At 48.6% G+C, this 18,702-nt stretch carries 19 protein-coding genes; 6 read left to right on the top strand and 13 right to left on the bottom strand.

Annotated elements, in window-relative coordinates; genetic code table 11:
• The first annotated feature begins 17 nt into the window (after positions 1-17).
• On the top strand, positions 18-785 hold the full coding sequence (uppP, locus tag ACZ483_RS01365; RefSeq protein WP_464324378.1) for an undecaprenyl-diphosphatase UppP: 768 nt from the start codon (positions 18-20) through the stop codon (positions 783-785).
• Here the strand turns inward: uppP and ACZ483_RS01360 are convergent.
• From ACZ483_RS01360 to ACZ483_RS01330, 7 genes are all read right to left on the bottom strand, one after another.
• Positions 764-1,468, bottom strand: coding sequence for an SCO family protein (locus tag ACZ483_RS01360; RefSeq protein ID WP_464324377.1), 705 nt, complete (start codon positions 1,466-1,468; stop codon positions 764-766). The two genes, uppP and ACZ483_RS01360, sit on opposite strands and share 22 nt — an antisense overlap.
• 1 nt (position 1,469) lies before the next feature.
• The gene (locus ACZ483_RS01355) at positions 1,470-3,218 is read right to left on the bottom strand and encodes a cbb3-type cytochrome c oxidase subunit I (protein ID WP_464324376.1); all 1,749 of its coding nucleotides are present in this window, start codon (positions 3,216-3,218) and stop codon (positions 1,470-1,472) included.
• Between the two features lie 12 nt (positions 3,219-3,230).
• Entirely contained in the window at positions 3,231-3,680 is a 450-nt protein-coding gene (locus ACZ483_RS01350; protein WP_464324375.1) for a cytochrome c oxidase subunit II, read from the bottom strand.
• Between the two features lie 298 nt (positions 3,681-3,978).
• The gene (locus ACZ483_RS01345; protein WP_464324374.1) at positions 3,979-5,592 is read right to left on the bottom strand and encodes a cytochrome c oxidase subunit I; all 1,614 of its coding nucleotides are present in this window, start codon (positions 5,590-5,592) and stop codon (positions 3,979-3,981) included.
• A gap of 12 nt (positions 5,593-5,604) precedes the next feature.
• Positions 5,605-6,315: a cytochrome c oxidase subunit II gene (gene coxB / locus ACZ483_RS01340; protein WP_464325159.1), complete on the bottom strand. Its 711-nt coding sequence runs from the start codon at positions 6,313-6,315 to the stop codon at positions 5,605-5,607.
• On the bottom strand, positions 6,315-7,109 hold the full coding sequence (locus ACZ483_RS01335) for an SCO family protein (protein ID WP_464324373.1): 795 nt from the start codon (positions 7,107-7,109) through the stop codon (positions 6,315-6,317). Before ACZ483_RS01335 ends, coxB begins: the two co-directional genes overlap by 1 nt.
• 2 nt (positions 7,110-7,111) lie before the next feature.
• Positions 7,112-7,894: a cytochrome c oxidase subunit 3 gene (locus tag ACZ483_RS01330; protein ID WP_464324372.1), complete on the bottom strand. Its 783-nt coding sequence runs from the start codon at positions 7,892-7,894 to the stop codon at positions 7,112-7,114.
• A 309-nt stretch (positions 7,895-8,203) separates the two neighbouring features.
• Here ACZ483_RS01330 and ACZ483_RS01325 point away from each other — a divergent pair, with 309 nt between their 5' ends.
• Positions 8,204-9,496 carry an NAD(P)/FAD-dependent oxidoreductase gene (locus tag ACZ483_RS01325; protein ID WP_464324371.1) on the top strand — a complete coding sequence of 431 codons (1,293 nt, stop codon included), beginning with the start codon at positions 8,204-8,206 and terminating at the stop codon, positions 9,494-9,496.
• Between the two features lie 15 nt (positions 9,497-9,511).
• Positions 9,512-10,093 (top strand): TetR/AcrR family transcriptional regulator, encoded by a 582-nt coding sequence (locus ACZ483_RS01320; RefSeq protein ID WP_464324370.1) that lies wholly within the window; start codon positions 9,512-9,514, stop codon positions 10,091-10,093.
• Here the strand turns inward: ACZ483_RS01320 and moaA are convergent.
• Together moaA and ACZ483_RS01310 are read right to left on the bottom strand one after the other, a co-directional pair.
• On the bottom strand, positions 10,077-11,129 hold the full coding sequence (gene moaA / locus ACZ483_RS01315) for a GTP 3',8-cyclase MoaA (RefSeq protein ID WP_464324369.1): 1,053 nt from the start codon (positions 11,127-11,129) through the stop codon (positions 10,077-10,079). The genes ACZ483_RS01320 and moaA overlap by 17 nt on opposite strands.
• Positions 11,075-11,497, bottom strand: a complete 423-nt coding sequence (locus ACZ483_RS01310) for a molybdenum cofactor biosynthesis protein MoaE (RefSeq protein WP_464325158.1) — start codon at positions 11,495-11,497, stop codon at positions 11,075-11,077. The genes moaA and ACZ483_RS01310 overlap by 55 nt, the downstream gene beginning before the upstream one ends.
• A gap of 109 nt (positions 11,498-11,606) precedes the next feature.
• Here ACZ483_RS01310 and ACZ483_RS01305 point away from each other — a divergent pair, with 109 nt between their 5' ends.
• Positions 11,607-12,704 (top strand): type IV pilus twitching motility protein PilT, encoded by a 1,098-nt coding sequence (locus tag ACZ483_RS01305; protein ID WP_464324368.1) that lies wholly within the window; start codon positions 11,607-11,609, stop codon positions 12,702-12,704.
• 3 nt (positions 12,705-12,707) lie between these two features.
• Positions 12,708-13,946, top strand: a complete 1,239-nt coding sequence (locus tag ACZ483_RS01300) for a type II secretion system F family protein (protein WP_464324367.1) — start codon at positions 12,708-12,710, stop codon at positions 13,944-13,946.
• Here ACZ483_RS01300 and ACZ483_RS01295 read toward each other — a convergent pair.
• Positions 13,939-14,739, bottom strand: a complete 801-nt coding sequence (locus ACZ483_RS01295) for a polyprenyl synthetase family protein (protein ID WP_464324366.1) — start codon at positions 14,737-14,739, stop codon at positions 13,939-13,941. The two genes, ACZ483_RS01300 and ACZ483_RS01295, sit on opposite strands and share 8 nt — an antisense overlap.
• Before the next feature lie 24 nt (positions 14,740-14,763).
• Here ACZ483_RS01295 and murI point away from each other — a divergent pair, with 24 nt between their 5' ends.
• The gene (gene murI, locus ACZ483_RS01290) at positions 14,764-15,531 is read left to right on the top strand and encodes a glutamate racemase (protein ID WP_464324365.1); all 768 of its coding nucleotides are present in this window, start codon (positions 14,764-14,766) and stop codon (positions 15,529-15,531) included.
• Here murI and ACZ483_RS01285 read toward each other — a convergent pair.
• The 3 genes from ACZ483_RS01285 to ACZ483_RS01275 are packed head-to-tail and all read right to left on the bottom strand — an operon-like array spanning position 15,528 to position 18,699.
• The gene (locus ACZ483_RS01285; RefSeq protein ID WP_464324364.1) at positions 15,528-16,394 is read right to left on the bottom strand and encodes a SurA N-terminal domain-containing protein; all 867 of its coding nucleotides are present in this window, start codon (positions 16,392-16,394) and stop codon (positions 15,528-15,530) included. The genes murI and ACZ483_RS01285 overlap by 4 nt on opposite strands.
• Positions 16,328-17,152: a peptidyl-prolyl cis-trans isomerase gene (locus ACZ483_RS01280; RefSeq protein WP_464324363.1), complete on the bottom strand. Its 825-nt coding sequence runs from the start codon at positions 17,150-17,152 to the stop codon at positions 16,328-16,330. The genes ACZ483_RS01285 and ACZ483_RS01280 overlap by 67 nt, the downstream gene beginning before the upstream one ends.
• Positions 17,152-18,699, bottom strand: coding sequence for a DHA2 family efflux MFS transporter permease subunit (locus tag ACZ483_RS01275; RefSeq protein ID WP_464324362.1), 1,548 nt, complete (start codon positions 18,697-18,699; stop codon positions 17,152-17,154). Before ACZ483_RS01275 ends, ACZ483_RS01280 begins: the two co-directional genes overlap by 1 nt.
• Positions 18,700-18,702 lie beyond the last annotated feature (3 nt).

Genomic DNA, 18,702 nt, shown 5'->3' with positions numbered 1-18,702 from the left:
CGTTATAATTATCCCCCATGACTCCTAAGGAAGCGGTGATCTTGGGAATAGTGGAAGGTCTAACCGAGTTCCTCCCCGTATCCTCAACGGGACACCTGATCTTAGCCTCCCACATGCTCGGTATTCCTCAAACAGAGTTCACAAAGAGCTTCGAGATAGCCATTCAGCTCGGCTCCATACTTGCGGTCCTCACGCTATACTCCGAAAGGCTCATCAAGGATATAGAGACCTGGAAGAGGATAATCTTAGCGTTCCTCCCGACGGCTTTGGTTGGATTTTTCCTATACAAGCTCATAAAGGAGTATCTCCTCGGGAACGATCTAATAGTCGCCGTGAACCTGTTCATTGGAGGGATAATTCTTATCCTTGCCGACAGGTACTGTGAGAAGTTCTGCCATCTTAAAGACATGGATGAACTCCCTCTAAGGAGGTCTTTGATCATAGGTATCTTTCAGTCCCTTGCCGTGGTTCCCGGTGTTTCGAGGTCGGGGGCGACGATAATAGGTGGCATGCTCATGGGGCTTTCAAGAAAGAGTGCAGCGGAGTTCTCCTTTCTCCTGGCTATCCCAACGATGTTTGCTGCAACCGCCTACGACCTTTATAAAACAGGTCCTCAGATAAGCACAGCCCAGTGGGAGGTTTTAGGAATAGGTTTCCTGACAGCCTTTATAACAGCGCTCCTGACCGTGAGGGCTTTCCTCAAGTTCCTGAGCAACCACGGGTTTACTATCTTCGGTATATACAGGATCATTGCAGCCTTAGCCTACGCCTCCTTCGTTCTGTGAACTCTTATCTTGGAGAGACGAACTACTAAGAATATCATCGTCCCAACTATCCCGAGCATCCCTACGAGAAAGATGTGTCCCCTGAACTTCTCCGGCAGAGCCACCTCACCCCTCGCTATCCTCAGCGCGTTGGCAAACTCAAGCTTGTCAAAGGTAACACCGTACATGTACTTTCGGATCACGAGATCCTCATCGAGGAAGACTACAAGGTTCGGATGGACGAACTCCCTGTTGGGAAGGGTAGCGAAGCGAAAGTCCACAGCGTCGAGAAGCTCAAAGAGCTGGTTTTTATCCTTAACCAAAACCACCTTCCAGTCGGGAGGCAGGTCATGTTCCTTTTTAAACTTCTTTAAATCTGATGGCTTATCCTTCGGATCGAAGGTTAGACTCAGAACGTAGAAGTCCTTTCCGGGCTCTCCGAAGAGTTTTACGGTCTTCTTCAGGCTCTCGGTTATGATCGGACAGGCGGAGGTACAGTGGGTGTAGATAGGGCTCAGGATAACAGGTTTTCCCTTCAGGGAGTATAGGTTGAACTCCTCTCCATCAGAGCTTATCAGGACGACGTCGGGGACTTTATTTCCGAGGGTTCTACTCTCGTTGGGAGGTATCCCCGTGCCTCCCGTTTGGGAAAAGGAAAAGAGGAAGAGGAAAAGGAGGGAGAAGAGGGGTGCCAGAAGGAACATATCACCTCTCCTCCTTCAGGGAAACACTCTTCTCTCCCTTGCTCGTTTGCTTCATCTGCTTTATGGGTATGGGATACTTCTCGTTGTAAGCGGGAGAGTCATGAAAGACACCCCTCTGGGTTACGTCATAGAGGGGAGGTATGTAAGACAGAACTGCAAGGAGAACCGCCGCAACCGTCCAACCTTTGAGGTTATTTAGAACCGGAGAGGGTCCGTCGTGGTAAGCCTCCGCTATCGGAAACTCAACTACCGACTCCCTGATCTTGGGAGCGAGCAGAGTACCGAAGAAGGCTATGAGGAAGAGGACGAAGCCTATACCGAGGAGAGCTCCTCCGACAACGGAGAGCTGGGCGTATCCCACCCACTCTGGTCTGTAGAGGGGAGAGTCAGGGTTTAGATACGTGAGTCCGGCGTTGGTTCTCCTGGGAAAGCCTTCGAGAGCTCCTCCCACCATCATAGCGTAGGAGAACATGAACATACCCTGCATCCAGAAGTAAGGAGCGAGGGCAGCAAGACCCTTGAACTTAACCTCCGTCCCCCTGAGCTTGGAGACCATATAGAGGGACATTCCTAAGAAGGCAAGGAGGACGAGCCCACCGACGGTGGTGTGAAAGTGGCCAGGGACGTAAGCTGTGTTGTGAACCGTAAGGTTGAGGTTGTAGGAGGCATTCACTATTCCGGTGATACCGCCAAAGAAGAAGAGAACGAGCCCCGCGAAGAAGTAAGAGAAGAGCCACTTGTCCCCTTCGAGCCTGAGGTAGGGCAACCTTGTCCACCAGTAGAACTTGGAGTTTTTGACAGAAGGATCTTCCGCCTTGGCGGTATACTCTAAGGAAGCGGCAACCGTGAAAGCTGTTATTAGACTTGGGAGAGCCACGCAGAAGGTGAATATGGCGTGAATAAGCTTCCACGCGTTGGATATACCCGGCTCCGTAAACTGGTGGTGGAGCCCCACAGGCAAGGAGAAGAGGAGGAAGAGTATGAAGGCGAACCTCGCCGCCGGATCGGAGTAAAGTTTCCCTTTCTCGGAAGCTATCTTGGGAAGCATCGTATAGAGCATCACGTAGGCCGGAAGGAGCCAGAAGTAAACGACCGGATGTCCGAAGAACCAGAAGAGGGTTCTTGCAAGGAGCGGGTTTATCTCGTCAATCCAGCCTACAGAGAGAGGAAATAGCTGGAAGAGAATCTCTATCGCAACGGGTACGATCATTATAGTCCACAGGGTGTGGTTTACAAAAACTCCGAAGACAGCAAGGGGTAGTTTTTCCTGTTTTTCCCTCCTCCACGCTATGGCGTTCGGTATCCAATCAAAGAAGAAGGGAATTAAAGATCCTACGACAAGCAGAACCGCACCTATGTAAAAGGTCCAGTGTCCTATAAGGGGAGGGTAGAAGGTGTAGAGGACCGTTGCCTTTTTGGTGAACATAGCCCAGGCCGCCATAAGGGTTCCGCCGACCATGAGTATCCATGAAAGCCACTGAACCGTCGGTCTAAGAGGTCTCTTGAGAAGATAGAGAACTACCGCATTTCCGAAGGCGACGGCGAAGAAGGTGGTGAAGACTATCGCGTTTATAACTCCGTGGAGAGTAAGTCCCTGGTAGTAGTCTATTCCGAGGAATGAGTCCGCCTTAATTATCCCCGCCCTGTAAAGGACCTGCATAACGCCGTGATAGATACCAAATATAAGAAGGAGGATAGGGAAAACTATCTCACTGAGGATTATGAACCTTATGCTTCCTTCCACTCTCATCCTTACACCTCCTCACTTAACAACGATCTTCGCCTGCATGGCTTGATGTCCAACACCGCAGAACTCATGACATACTACGTGATAAACTCCCGGCTTGTTGAAGGTGTATCTTGCGTAGTTCACAGTCCCGGGTATTGCCATCAGGTTGATTGTCGTGTTGTTTATGTGCATTCCATGGACTACGTCAGCAGAGGTTAGGTATATATCCACCGTTGAGCCAACTGGTATCTCTATCTCCGTCTGTCCTCCGTTCATATCGAAGTACCACATTTTCGCCACGACGTGAAGTTCGTATCTCTTGTCGGCGTGTTTAATTAGCTTCCCTTCCTTAAAGGGCTGGACATCGGTTATGCAGGTCGGGAGGTCGATCTTCAATCCCTTCGCCGCGTAAACTATAAGGACGAAGAAGAAAAGAAGGAGTGCTATTGCAACGGTTATAGCGTTCCTTTCCGCTCTATCCATGGCTCACACCTCCTAAGAGGAGAAGGTCAAGAGCAGTAAGTAAACAAGCACCCACAGGAAGACGTAAAATCCCACAAGGAAGCCGAAGAAACTTATAGCTCCCGAAGGGAAGAAGCTCTCTCTTTCTCCCATGGCACACCTCCTGGTATTAGTAAGTCATAACTAACTAATATATTAGACCAGAAGTTTACGAAATGCAAGGAATTTTTAAATTGAAATTTTCCTCAGAAAATCTTCAAAAAATTAAAAGGCGGGGGCACAGCCCCCGAAAGAACGGCTCAGGAGGTTGCTCAAGGATCTAAAACACGGGAGGTGCGCCGTATTTGTAGGGATGATAATCGGGTTCTACCTTGGGATGCTCCTCACCGAAGTTATCAACGGGAGCAGGTGAAGGTATCCTCCACTCGAGGGACTGAGACTGCCACGGATTGTCAGGAGCCTTCTCTCCAGCGAGGAGTCCCTTGAGTATGCCTATGGTGAATACGAGAACTCCGAGACCGAGTATAAGACCTCCTATGGTCTGTATCTGGTGGAGGGTTACCCACTCGGGTATGGGAGGATAGTCAGGGTACCTCCTCGGGTTGCCGAGCATTCCGACAACCATCTGGAAGAAGTAGAAGAGGTTTGCACCTATGAAGGTGAGCCAGAAGGATACCTTTCCGAAGTTTTCCGGATACATCCTTCCGGTCATCTTGGGGAACCAGTAAATTATAGCTCCAAAGAGTCCGAGCGTCAGAGCCATTCCGAGAACGTAGTGGAAGTGTCCGACTATAAATAGGGAGTCGGATATTCCAAGGTCTATAGCTACCATGGAGTTAGGTATTCCTGTCAAGCCACCGATGAGGAACATGAATATTCCACCCAGAGCATAGAGCATGGGAGATCTGAGAATTATCGCTCCACCGTGGAGTGTTCCAATCCAGTTGAAGATCTTTATACCGGTGGGAACGGCGATCAGTATGGTGGTGTAGGACATTATAACTCTTGCCCAGTCGGGCACACCGGAGACGAACATATGATGTATCCAGACCATAAAGCTGAGTATGGTTATTCCCCACACCGCGAAGATCATCGACTTGTATCCGAAGAGGGGTCTCCTTGCGAAGGTTGGCACGAGTTCGGAGAAGAATCCAAAGACCGGCAGTATCTGAACGTAAACGACGGGGTGGGAGTAGAACCAGAAGACGTTCTGGTAGAGAAGTGGATCTCCCCCTTTGTCAGGGTTATAGAAGTTTGTTCCGAGGTACTTGTCGAGGAGGAGCATCGTAACCGCACCTGCAAGGGAGGGAACGCCCACGAGCTGAATAACGTTCGCTGCTATCAGACAGTGGACGAACATGTTAGTGTTCCAGAAGTTTATTCCGGGAGCCCTCATCTTTATGTAGGTGGTTATGAAGTTTACAGCCGTGGCTATGGAGGAAATTCCTATCAGGTGAATTATGAAAACGTAAAGGGCTGTAACTCCGGCATCACCCGTTGCAGAGTAGGGAGGGTATCCAGTCCACATCATCTTTATGTGGTTCCCGGGTATCAGGGTCAGGAGCACCAGCACACTCGCACCGAAGAAAGACCACCAGCTCAGTGCGTTGAGCCTCGGGAAGGCAACGTCCTTGGCTCCTATCATCAGCGGAAGGAGGAAGTTACCAAATCCACCTATATGGGAAGCTATCGCCCACCAGAGGAGAAGAACGGCGCCGTGACCCGTGAGCAGGTAGTTGTAGAAATCTGGCTGGACGAACTGATAGCCGGGAGAGGTCTGTTCGAGCCTTATAATCAGTCCGAAGAGACCTGCCACGAGGAAGAAGATATAGGAGGTGGTCAAGTAAAGGATCCCTATCTTTTTGTGGTCCGTTGTAAAGATCCACTCCTTAAGGCTTGCGCCGAAGTAAGGTACCGGTAGAGCTTCTCTCATCTCACAACCTCCTTAAAGATTCCCCTCTATTTGATTAGACTTTTCAGCAACGTTGGTCTCACCCTTAAGCCAGAGGGCAAACTGCTCGGGAGGGACTACCTTAAGCTTGGTGAACATGTGGGAGTGTCCCGTTCCGCAGAACTCCCTACAGAAGATCCAGTACTCTCCTGGCTTGTTGATCTGGAACCAGAGGTGGGTTATCCTTCCCGGAACCATATCCTCCGTTATCCTTGCAGGCTTCACATAGAAGGAGTGGATGACGTCCATGGAGGTAAGGAGGGCTTTGACAGGTTTCCCTGCAGGGACAACTATCTTCTGATCCTCTGGGACTTCGTAGCTCGTGGGGTTGAAGGATGTTACAACCGTCTTGATCGTGTTGCCGTTCTCATCAAGGTACTCCGTCTGCCATCCCCACATGAAGCCGGTGACCTTTATGGTCATAGCGTCCGGGGGAGCTGTCCTCTGCTTTTTGAACACCGCAAAGGAATAGGTTGCGAGGACAAGGACTATTATTGTGGGAACTATCGTCCATAGAGCCTCAAGTCCCCAGTGTCCGTGTTTCTCGTGATCACCGATTTCCCTCTCACCGGGTTTGAACCTGTACTTCATGATGAAGTAAAGACCCGGTATGGCGACCACGAGGTAGATAACAACCGCAACCACCAACCACACGGTTACGGCCTCGCTCCACCACTTTGCCGGATAGGCGAGCACCTGCTCCATCATTGCACCTCCCTTTTGATCAACTTATTGGAAGCAAAGGCTATCAGTATCACGCTTCCAAGAGCCAAGAAACCTATGCCACCGAAGATTATGGTCGGGTTTACGACGAAAGTACTCCTCGAGGGGTCGTAGGTGTAGCAAACCAGAAGGGCAAGATCTACCACCGAACTTGCAGAGATCCTACCGCCCTCTGCTTCAGCCAAGGCTATCCTGACATCCTTCTCGGGCGGGTTTATGCCAAATAGGTATCTCGTTATCCTTCCGTCGGGAGCGAGGAAGATGTAAACGTTCGTGTGAACGAAAGTTTTGTCCCTTTCGGAGAAGAAGAACTTAAAGCCAGTGCTACCTGTAAGGGTCTCTATCTTCTCCTTGGGAATAATTCCGAACACCCACTGGGATGTGAAGGGTCCATGGCCTTCCTTGAACTTCCTTAGTGTCTCGAGTGTGTCCCTCTCGTCGAAGGAGAGAACAAGCACCCTGAAGTCCCTGTTGAGGAGGGAGCCTGATTTCCTTATCAGTTTGTTCAGGTTGTCTATCCTTATAGGACAGGATCCCTCACAGGTATAGTAGGAGAAGAGTAGTATCGTGGGCTTTCCTTTAAGGACATCGTACAGCTTGGCTTTCTTTCCATCTTCGAGGATGATCTCTGTATTCGCCACGTAATTTCCCAGGTATTTACTCGTATCTATCTTCAGTATGGAGGGGTCAAAGTAGTCCTTTCTCAGAACGTTATTCGCCCCAACGGCCTCAGCGAGTGTCGTCCCTACAGCGAGAAGTAGCGCCAAGACAGCCATCATCATATTGCCGTGGACCCCACGAGGTATGCAGTTCCTGCGACGAGCATCCACATGACATCAACGAAGTGCCAGTATGCCGAAACCGCTGCCATCATGGTGGGTTTCTCCTTAGTCATCTTACCCGTTGCGAGGAGCCACATGACGTATATCTGGGATATCAGACCGACGAGAACGTGAGAGGTGTGAAGCCCCGTCAGCGCATAAAAGCCAGTCCCGTAGGCGTTCGCGCTCAGGGTGAAGCCCCCGTGCCAGAGGTGCATCCACTCCCTAACGTGAAGGACTATAAAGAGGGATCCCAGAATGAAGGTCAGGAAAGTCCACAAAAGAGCCTTTCCTGTATCCCCCTCTTCTTCTAAGGAAAGCTCGGCTTTGAAGATGGTAAAGCTCGACGCCCACAGGATGAGGGTAAGAATTCCTGCCATTCCGAGGCTTATCCCCTCTGGAACCCACTCAGACCACTTGTCCGCGTGGGCTGTTCTCGCCATCCAGAAGTAGGCAAAGAGCGTTCCGAATATAACTATTTCTGAAATTATGAAGGAGAGAATACCGAGCCATCCGTATCCTTCATCCTTCTCCACCTGGAAGTGTTCGTTAGCCCATCCTGCAGCTCCGACGAGGATAAGGACTAACCCGACGCCCCCTACGATAAGACCGGGCATCTGCATCCCGTAATGGAAAAACATAGTGAAGGCTATGGGTATTAACAGCGTCCCTATCCCAATCGGGAAGGGCCATATACTGGTCTCGTGGTGCGGATGCTCATGAACTGCTCCCTGTGCCATCTCAGTCCCTCCTATAAGTTAGCGTAAACTGAAATGAGCTCGATCATACGTGTCATATCATAGAACGTGTCCACATCTATTTCAACGCCTTTTTATTCAATAAATGACCATCAGGTAAGTTTATGATTTACTTGATTGATAAAGCTTTTAAACTTACGTTAGTTAGTTGATACTTACAAATGGACTAAAAGGTGCGCCTAAGTTGTTGTTAAGCTTAAATATTTCTATCAGTGTCTCAAAATTTGAAAACGACAGAACCATAAGCTAAAATTTAAAGTTAGCACTTACTAAAATGATGGAGGTCAGGCTATGGCGAAACATGTTGTGATAATAGGCGGTGGCATCGGTGGAATAGCTACAGCTTACAATCTTAGGAAGTTCGATAAGAATTTAAAAATCACGGTGATCTCTAACAAACCTTACTTCGGTTTTACCCCCGCCTTTCCTCATCTTGCCTTAGGTTGGAGGAAGTTTGAAGATATAACCGTACCCTTGGCTCCCCTCCTTCCGAAGTTCGGTATAGAGTTCATAAACGAGGCGGCAGAGACTATAGATCCGGACGCCAACAAGGTAAAGACGAAATCGGGAAGGGAGATAGAGTACGACTACCTCGTCATAGCAACAGGTCCAAAGCTCGTCTTCGGTGCCGAAGGGCAGGAGGAAAACTCTTCGTCGGTCTGCACGGCCGAGCACGCTATGGAAACCCAGAAGAAGCTTCAGGAATTCTATCAAGATCCCGGACCTGTGGTGATCGGAGCCATTCCCGGTGTTAGCTGTTTTGGACCGGCTTACGAGTTCGCCTTTATGCTCAACTACGAGCTTGTGAGGAGAGGCATAAGACATAAGGTTCCCATAACTTACGTCACTTCCGAGCCTTATATAGGACACTTAGGACTCGGAGGGGTAGGACCTTCGAAGAGGATGATGGAGGATCTCTTTGCAGAAAAGGATATAAAGTACATCACTAACGTGAAGGTTACGAAGATAGAGAAGGACAAGGTAGTCTACGAAGATCTTGATGGAAACACCCACGAACTCCCGGCAAAGTTCACCATGTTCATGCCGAGATTCCAAGGTCCCGACGTCGTAGCTTCCGCCGGGGATAAGGTAGCTAACCCCATGAACAAGATGGTTATCGTGAACAGGTGTTTCCAGAATCCGACCTACAAGAACATCTTCGGTGTAGGTGTTGTTACCGCCATACCCCCGGTAGAGAAAACACCAATACCCACCGGAGCACCCAAAACGGGACAGATGATAGAAGGTATGGCCATGGCGGTAGCTCTGAACATAATCAATGACATACACAACTCACCCGACAGGTACGCCCCCACGCTCGCTGCTATATGCATAGCGGACATGGGTAAAGAGGCGGCAGGTTTCATAGCGAATCCTGTTATACCGCCGAGGGCTTGGGTCAAGACCAAAAAGGCTAAGTGGGTACACTACCTCAAGACCGCCTTCGAAAAGTATTTCCTCTGGAAGGTAAAGAGAGGTGATATAGCTCCTTGGTTTGAGGAGAAGGTGCTCGAGCTATTTCTCCATCTGAAGCCTGTAGAACCCTGCAGAGAATGCGAAGGATCACCAGGTTCGAGATGTTAGTTATACTTATTGGTCATGGTGAGCACTAAGGAACGTATCATATCGGTTGGAGCCCAGATAATAGCCCACGAAGGACTCAGGATGTTTACAGCTAAAAAGATAGGTGAAAAACTGGGTATATCCGATGCGGCTATTTTCAAGCACTTCCCCACGATGGACAGTATAGCGGAGGAGATAATTTCCCGTTACACAAACGAGTGCCTTAGGAGGACGGACGAAGCCATAAGTAAAGGTAAGGACGCCATAGAAAAACTGAGGTTGATAATAGACGGGCACATAGACCTCCTCGAGGAGACCAAGGGGGTCACGCCCGTCCTCTGTTTTGAATTCTCGAGAAGCAACAAGCAAAAGTTAAAGAGGATGATCTTCGAGTTTCTGAATACTTATGCTAAGAAGGTGGGCGACGTGATAGCAGAAGGTATAAGGGAGGGAAGCATAAGGAGAGATATAGATGTGGAAGAGGTCAGCTTCTCTTTCATAGGTTTTATGCAGGCTAAGGTGTTTCAGTGGTTCATCAGGGGAAGAAAAGGAAAGATAGTTAAAGACAGGGAGTCTGTGAAGAAGATGCTCTTAGAGGGTCTTATCCACCGACCCTGAACATCTCCACCTTATTCGCGGAACCTTTCATAAGCTCAAACCTTCTCTCGGAGTATCTATCTTCCCTGTTCGACCAGAGTCCCCTTATTTTGGAAAGTATCTCCTCCTCAGAAGCACCGTTTCTCAAAAGCTTCTTTATATCAAACCCTCTGTCAGAAAAGAGGCAGGTAAAAAGCCTTCCATCGGCGGAGAGTCTCAGGCGCGTGCAACCTCTACAGAAGGGTTTTGTGACAGAGGCTATTATCCCGAACTCAAGTCCGTTGTCCGAGTATCTATATCTCAGGGCGGTCTCACTTTCTCCCCTCCCGATTTCCTCAAACCTGTAAACTCTGCCAAGCCTTGAGAGCATCTCCTCCGCAGAAACAACTCTCTCCATGCTCCAGCCGTTGAGCGTTCCCACATCCATGTACTCTATGAACCTGAGGATCAGTCCTCTCTCTCTACAGAACTCGGCTATATCCACTATCTCATCGTCATTTACGCCCCTCACAACGACGGTGTTTATCTTGATAGGATTTAAACCTACCTCTTTAGCTCTGTCTATTCCCTCTATGATCCTTCCAAGGTCCACCTCCCTGCCCACCATAGCAGGTAACTTTTCAGGTTTTAAAGTTAGAAGACTAACTGTTATCCTTCTCAATCCTGCCTCCTTAAGCTGATGCGCCTTCTCAGAAAGTCTGTACCCGTTCGTGGTTAGGGCTACATCCTCTATCTCTTCAACTCCGGCAATCAGCTCGATCAGATTTTCAAGATGGGCTCTTATTAAGGGCTCTCCTCCCGTTATCCTTATCTTCCTAACTCCCAGAGTTGTTAGTATCCTCACGAGTTTAGCTATCTCTTCGTAACTTAAGAGCTCCTCTCTCTTTAAGAAGTCAATCTCCTTATCGGGAGGCATGCAGAAGAAACATCTGAAGCTGCACCTATCGGTTACGGAAATCCTTAAATCCTTTAGTTCTCTGCCGAGTTTGTCTTCAACCATTATCAGGCTCCTAAGATCCACTCGCCCTTCCCGGAACGGTATACTTCCTTCTTCCATATAGGAGCCCTTTTCTTCGTCTCGTCCACCGCATACTTACAGGCCCTGAAGGTCTCCTCCCTGTGTCCTCCAAAGACGACCACCAGAAAAGAAGGCTCCCCAACGGGAACCACTCCGAGCCTGTGATGGATAAATACCTCTCTAACCCCAAACTTCTCAAGTGCTTCTTCCCTTATCCTCTTCATCTCTTTGATTGCCATCTCAGGATAGGCTTCGTAATGTAGCTCTTTCACATCCCCATCCTCGGGAGCACTCCTCGGTATACCGGTGAATATCACGGAGGCTCCACAGTCAGGCGGAACGCTGTAATCAGACAGGACCTTTTCCACGCCGAACCACTCATGACCTATATAGACACGGGGTATCATCGTGCCCTCCTCACTTATTATGACATTCATGTCATATATTATAGATCCGAGTGTATTTTTGACAAGAGGAACTTCCTGTATAATTTCCATTTAAGAAAGGAGGGGAGAATTGGAGGTCCAAACCGAGATTAAAGAAGTAAGGTTGATCGATATCATTCAAAGGGCGGTTCAGATGGACGCCAGTGACATACACATAACCTCGGGTGCAAAACCGGCTGTTAGGGTGGACGGCAACATAACCTTTCTGAATGACTTCCCCGTTCTAAAACCCGACATGACCCAAAAGCTCGCTTACTCCGTTATGTCTGAGAGGCACAGAAAGACGTTGGAGGAAAGGGGACAGGTTGACTTCTCCTTTGGAGTCAAGGATCTCGGGCGATTCAGGGCTAACGTGTTCTACCAGAGGGGCTCCGTAGCAGCGGCTTTAAGACGACTGCCTTACAAAATAAGATCAGTTCAGGAACTTGGCCTCAGCGAAAAGGTTCTTGAGCTATGTCATAAGAAGATGGGACTCGTCCTCGTCACGGGACCTACCGGATCCGGTAAGTCTACCACCCTCGCAGCGATGATCAACTACATAAACGAGAACTTCCCTCACCACATAATAACAATTGAGGATCCCGTAGAGTACATATTTCACCATAAAAAGAGCATAGTTAATCAGAGAGAGATAGATCAGGACGTTTACTCCTTTGCGGAAGCTCTACGGGCCGCTTTGAGAGAGGATCCCGACGTTATACTCGTCGGGGAGATGAGGGACAGGGAAACGATAGAGACAGCTTTAAGAGCCGCCGAGACGGGACACCTTGTCTTCGGGACACTGCATACGAACACGGCTATATCTACAATAACGAGGATAGTTGATATCTTCCCATCGGAACAACAGGAGCAGATAAGAGTTCAGCTATCCTTTACCCTTCAGGGAGTTATTTCTCAAAGGCTCCTACCAAGGATAGGCGGAGGAAGGGTATTGGCTTACGAGCTCCTGATACCTAACGTTGGTATAAGAAATCTAATAAGGGAAAACAAGCTACAGCAGATATACTCGCTCATGCAGAGCGGTCAGCTTGAGAGCGGTATGCAAACTATGAACCAGAGCCTTTTCAGATTGTACAAAGCCGGGCTAATAACTGTGGATGAAGCTTTAAGAGCCTCGCCCGATATAAGAGAATTAGAAAGGATGCTTGGACTACAGAAGAGGGTTTAAGGAATGCCAAGGTATAAAGTCAAAGCCTATACGGAGGAGGGAAACTTAGTCGAGGATGTTATAGAGGCTCCTTCCTTTAACGATCTCGTAGAGAAGGTTAGGGAGAGGGGTCTTCACTTCATAAACGCTGACGAAATAGTTGAAGCCACGCCCTCGGAGAAGGAGAGGGAGGGAAAGAAAGGTAGGGGTTTTGCATTATTCTCGGGGGTTTCAGATAGGGATATATCCCTCTTCTGCCGCCAGCTTGGAGCTATGGTGAACGCCGGTGTAGGAATAATAGAAGCCCTTGAAATAGTGGCGGAACAGATGCCTAACAAGAAGCTGGCGGAAGCTACGGCGGAGGTTGCAAAGAACGTGAGCGAAGGGATGTCTCTTTCCGAGGCTATGGCTTTAAGGAGTGATGTTTTCCCAGAACTGGTCATCAACCTCGCCGCTGTGGGTGAGGAAACCGGAGAACTCGATAGGGCACTCCTTAGGGCTTCCGAGTACTACGAAAAGCTCGCTATGATAAAGAGCAAGATAAAGAGCGCCTCCTTCTACCCCGTTTTCGTTCTTGTAATAGCAACACTTATAGTGACAGGTATACTTTACTTCTTAGTTCCCACCTTCGCAAATATATACGCAGGCTTTGGCGGATCGCTTCCTCTACCAACGCAGGTTCTAATAAACCTGTCGAACGCTTTGAGGGACAACATACTCTATATAGTGATTTTTATAGTCGGTGGCTCGATACTGTTCCGATACGCCTACAAGAAGAGTTATGGCTTCAAGAAGGCGGTTCACAGATTTATCCTCAGACTACCTAAGTTCGGTGATCTCGCAATAAAGAGCTCTATGGCGAAGTTCAGCAGGACCATGGCAACACTCTTCGCCAGCGGTGTATCCATCGAAAGGGCTCTGGAAGTAGCCGGCAAAGTGGCAGGAAACCTCGTTATAAAGGAAGCGGTAGACGAGGTTCAGAAGAAGGTAACGGAAGGTCAGAGTATGTGGTCCTCGATGGAAAAGACTGGGCAGTTCCCGAAGCTGATAGTAGCTATGGTTAAGGTGGGTGAGGAAACCGGTAGGCTCGATGAGATGCTCGATACCATAGCCAGATTCTACGAGGACGAGGTCGATAGGACGGTGGAGGGGCTGATAACCCTTATAGAACCCATGCTTATAGTTATCCTCGGAACTATAATAGGTGCAATACTCATAGCCCTGTACATGCCCATATTTAAGATGGGAGAGCTGATCAGGTAACTCGTTTATAGATAAGATCCACAAGGTAGTTAACCGCCTCCCCCTTTCTTCCAAATAGGCTCTCTACCAGCTTCTTGGTTCTCTCATATACATCGCTCGCGTGTTGGAGGGATCCTCTCTCCCCGTAGACGACGAAGTAGCCGTCCTTATCCAGTATATCGTCGGTTATCTGGAATAATAGTCCGACGTTCCTTCCGAGCTCTTCAAGATCGCCGAGGATATCCTTCCTTCCCGCTACCACTCCCCCGCAGAGAAAGCAGGCTTCGAATAGGGCAGCGGTCTTCATCAAGCTCGTCTTCCGAGGGTCCCCCTCTCCAGTTATATCGAGAACCTGACCACCCACCATCCCTGAAGCACCGGACTTAACCGCCAATATCCTGCATATCTCTATCAGATCGGCTTCGTTCAGACTAAAGAACTTGCTACCTTCGGACAGAACCTCGAAGGCGTAGGTCAGGAGTGCATCGCCAGCGAGTATCGCTATCGCCTCCCCAAACTTAATGTGGCACGTGGGCAGTCCCCTCCTCAGATCGTCGTTGTCCATAGCCGGAAGATCGTCGTGGATAAGGGAGTAGTTATGGATCATCTCTATAAGACATCCCACGGTGAGGGCGTCCTCCTCGTTGCCTCCGAGAGCATCGCTCACAGCCACCGTAAACAGAGGTCTTATCCTTTTCCCTTCTTGAAAGAGGTAGTAAGCCATCGCTTCCCTCAGTACGGGAGGTCCTTCTGGATCAAAGATCTCTCTCAGCCTCCTTTCTACCCTATCTTTCCACAGCTTTACCTTTTCCATAAGCTTTAAAATTTTAGCTTAAGGATGAGGATTGGCGTATTCGACTCCGGTGTGGGAGGGCTTACAGTTCTAAGGGCTATTAGGGAAAGATTCGATAAGGTAGACATTTTTTACCTCGGAGATACTGCAAGGGTTCCCTACGGGAACAAATCCCCTGAGACGGTCGTAAGGTACAGCCTTGAGTGTGCTGAGTTCCTTTTAGGAAAAGGAATAGAGGTTATGGTGGTGGCATGCAACACCGCCAGCTCTTACGCCTTAGACGAGCTTAGGGCTTTTTCTCCCGTTCCCGTTATAGGTGTGGTCGAGCCGGGAGTAAGGGCGGCCCTTAAGAGAACTAAGGGAAAGGTTGGAGTCATAGGAACAAGGGCGACCATAAGCAGCGGTTCTTATCAGAGACTCCTTGAAAGGTCGGGGGTTGAGGTCTTTTCTAAAGCCTGTCCGCTATTCGTTCCGCTGGTCGAGGAAGGGCTGGTCGAGGGGAGCATAACAGAAGGCATAGTCAGGATGTACCTTTCTGAGTTTTTGGATATGGGTATAGACACCCTGATACTTGGTTGCACCCACTATCCTCTGCTTAAGAAAGTCATCGGCAGGGTTCTGGAAGGGATAGAGATAATCGATTCGTCGGAAGCTGTGGCTGTTGAGCTGGACAGGTTTGTGAAAAACGAAGGGAACAGCCTGACCGAACTTTACTTTACGGACCGCTCCCAGAACCTCGGCAGGCTTGTGGAGATAATCTTAGGCAACGGAGTAGAACCTAAGATACTGAGCGGTGGGGTCCACAAGGCCTAACCGTATATCTCAACGAAGCTGTTCTTCTTAAGCTTGGAGATTATCTCCTCTTCCATCTCCTTCATCTTCTTCTCGACAATCTCCCTTTTTATCTCGTCCTCGCTCCTGCCCGAGATCTTTCTAATAACCCTTACCACCTTGGCTATGTAAATATGCTTTTCGTCCTCAGCTATAGCCAGATCTCCCGGTTTAACCCTCCACACCTCCCGGTCGAGAGGTTCCACCAAGTCCCCCCTGCTCACCTTTAAAGTCTCTGTGTTAAGTCCAAGGTTTTCGGCGATCTCATTAAGATCCGCTTTATCTCCTATGACTTTAAAAAGATCTTCTTTCTTGCTCTTATCTACAACAAGGAGTTCTATCTCCCTCAGGAATTTTATCTCGCCACCTTTCAATCTCTCAAGTTCTATCTCTATCTCTGATACCTCCACCTTAGTTTTAAGGAACTCCTTAAGTCCGAGGGTAGAAGCCACCTCTATTCTGAGGAAATCCTTAAGATCCTTAGGCGTCAAACCCTCTTCGTAAAGGTCCCTGTAAAACTCCTCAACGCTCTTACCGTTGGACTTGGCTATATCCTTTATAAGCGATTCGAGGTAATCCTCGGGAACATTTAGCCCGTTCTGTTGTAAAAACTGCGCTACAAGATGCTTCTCGACGAGCATCCTTATTAGCTCGTTTCTGTCCTTGATACCGTAGAAGATACTTGCTATCCTTACCTCGCTCTCGAGAATTGGTTCACCGTTGACGTTGGCAACCACCCTGTCTAAGAGCTGTCCAAAGGATAAGGAAAGTACGAATATCAGAGCCGCTCCAATTCCTCCAAGTAAATTACCAAGTCGTAGTGTTTTAGTATGTCCCTGAACCATCTTCTCATAACCTCCTCTCTTTTCTTCTTAAGGAGTTTCGATCTCACTTTTTCCTTTACCTCTGAAAGGGGCATAAAACCAGCCTTTCTTTTATCTGTTATTTTAAGGATGAGATAGCCAGTTTCAAGGTTTATAGGTTTGGACACTCTGCCTACTTTGTAGGGGTAAAGCTTTTTCTTTATAGTTTTGGGAAGTGACTCTATCGAGTACCATCGCTCCTTCCCTACAAGTATTCCCTCACCCCGGGGAAGCTTTCCCATTCTCAGAGCTTCGTACACCTTCCTCGCCTTCTCCCTATCTTCCACTAAGATCCGTAGGAGTTTTATCTGGTCGGGATAATAGAACTCCCTTTTATTTAAAAGGTAGTAAGCTTCTATCTCCCCCTCGCTCACCTTTACGTCTCCGGCTATCCTCTTAGTGAGCTTCTCCATTATTATTTCTCTCCTCACCATATCTACAGTCACATCCGATGCCTTCCTAACACCCCACCTCCTTAACCTATCTCGAACCTCCCCCTCGCCGACAGATATATCGAGATCTGAAGCTACCTTTTCGATGATTATTCCTTTTATATACTCAAAAAGGAACTCTCTCCGGTCCTTATAGGTCGCCTTTCTGCCGTTCACGTGGACCACATCTCTCCAATAGGTCTCAAAGGCTCGGTCAAACTCCTCACGGGTTATTATCCTGTCATCTATGCGGACTATCATCTGACCGAAGGATAAAGAAAGGGCAAGGAGAAGCGTAAAGAGGAGCATTAAGCCCTATTATATCTCCAGCCCCAAAACAGCAGTAGGAGAGGGAGAAGACCGAGGATAGCAAAGACACCGCTCCAAACAAAGAGATCCTGAAAGGCATAGGAATAGGCGAGTTTTGTTTGGAGAGAGCCGACACCGTAGTAGGCTTTTATCAGAGCTTCCTGAAGATCGGAAGAGGTACTTAAAAAGAATTGGGAGAGCTGTTCTATTTTCTGTCTCAGGTAGTGCAGGTTTGTGGACTGGATCGCAGATATCTCATCGTAGTGAAAGGAAGAGTTACCCTTTATTATGTTCGTAGCTATCGCCGTTCCGAAGGAACCACCTATGAACCTTATGTAGTCTAAGAGGCTAATGACGAGTATCGTCTTCTCCTCGAGACCCCTCAAGGCTATGACAGTTACGGGGGCGAAAAAGAGACCCATGCCCACGCCCATGAGAGCGAGCTCTAAGGAAGCCTGATACTTCGGAGTGTATATGTCGTAGTGCCTTATAAAAAGGAAGATAGAACCAAGGTAGAGAACTATGGCTATAAGAAGAGTTCCTCCCGCACTCCACCTGTCGCTCAGCGTCCCTGCGACAACGGAGAACACCGCTATCGAGAAGGCGAAGGGTAGAAGGAGTAATCCGGTGGTGAAGGTGCTCAGTCCCTTTAGAAACTCGAAGTAAAGAGGTATAGCGTAGAAGAGGGCGTACATGGAGAATCCGAGGACGAAGAGGAAGACTACAAAGGATACGGTGAAGTTCAACCTCCTGAAAATGCTCAGATCCATCAGTTTTGTCGGAGAAAAAATGTCGGAGAGTAGATAGAAAAGGTAGCAGATAACCGCCGTGAGGGTAAGGAAGGCGATCGTGTTGGAGGTAAACCAGCCAAGCTGCTGTCCCTTTGAAAGGACCACGAGCGTGCTAACAGTCGCAATAGATATAAAGGTGAAGGAGATGAAGTTGAAGGGAAGAACCTTTCTTTCTTCGGAGACCTCCTTCAGAAAAAAGAGTGAAGCGGAAGTCAGGACTATTCCGACGGGGACGTTTATGAAGAATATCCAGTTCCAGTTTATGTGTTCCGTGAGCCATCCGCCGAGGGTGGGTCCCACAGCGGGGGCAAAGGAAGCCCCGAGACCGAAGATACCCATCGCCACACCCTTCTGTTCCGATGGGTAGATGGTAAAGAGTATTGCTTGAGCTGAAACTATTATGAGAGCTTCCGCAAAACCCTGAATTGATCTGAAGATTATCATCTGGTATAGCTCGGTGGATATACCGCAAAGATAACTCGAAAGTCCGAAGAGTGCTATACCGGCGATGTACATTATCCTGAGACCTATGATCTTCTCCATCCACTCCAAGAGAGGAAGGGTAACCGCGGCCGCTATCATGTAAGAGGTCACGACCCACTGAATTCCGTAGAGATCCGTTTTTAGAGGAGCTATCATCTTGGGAAGGGCTATATCCACTATGGTGGTATCCAAGATAGCCATGAAGGCACCCGCCATAACTATGAGGGTGTGGATAACGAGGTCTCCTTTGGACAGGTTTACTGACTGACTCATCAG

The organism is Hydrogenivirga okinawensis (genome assembly GCF_055385515.1).
This window is presented reverse-complemented; position numbering and strand designations above follow the sequence as displayed.